Raw genomic sequence first — 462 nt, forward strand, 5'->3', positions numbered from 1 at the left:
AGCTAAATATACAGGCTCACCATTAGGTGGTGAGCCTGTATTGGCTTTCTTTGAGAGTTGTAATTCCGCCATTAAGGTTCCATTACATCCAGCGAAACTTGCTTGCCTTCACGCTCGGCTGCAACTCGCAGCAGCGCCCGGATGGAGTTGGCAACTCTGCCTCGTTTGCCGATAACCCGCCCCATATCATCTTTTGCCACGCTTAGTTCAAGGTCAACGCGACGTCCATTGATAAATTCACGGACTTCAACTTCTTCAGGATTATCTACCAATGAGCGGGCAATATATTCTGCTAATTCTTTCATCGGATACCTTTCCGGAATCACTTATACCACAAAGGCACATGTGCCTGCGCACAGTGCAGGCAGAGTACACGGAGATTCATTTCTCAGCACAGGAAAACAGGATTTTCCTGGTGGCTTTTGTGTCTTTGTGGTGATTTCTTTATTTAGTCGTGGCGTG

At 47.2% G+C, this 462-nt stretch carries 1 protein-coding gene; it reads right to left on the bottom strand.

The genetic code is table 11. The features are described 5' to 3' along the window. Positions 1-71: 71 nt before the first annotated feature. Positions 72-305 (bottom strand): KH domain-containing protein, encoded by a 234-nt coding sequence (locus AC3DOM_RS15595; RefSeq protein ID WP_487919966.1) that lies wholly within the window; start codon positions 303-305, stop codon positions 72-74. Positions 306-462: the final 157 nt, after the last annotated feature.

This window comes from Candidatus Desulfolinea nitratireducens, assembly GCF_982879505.1.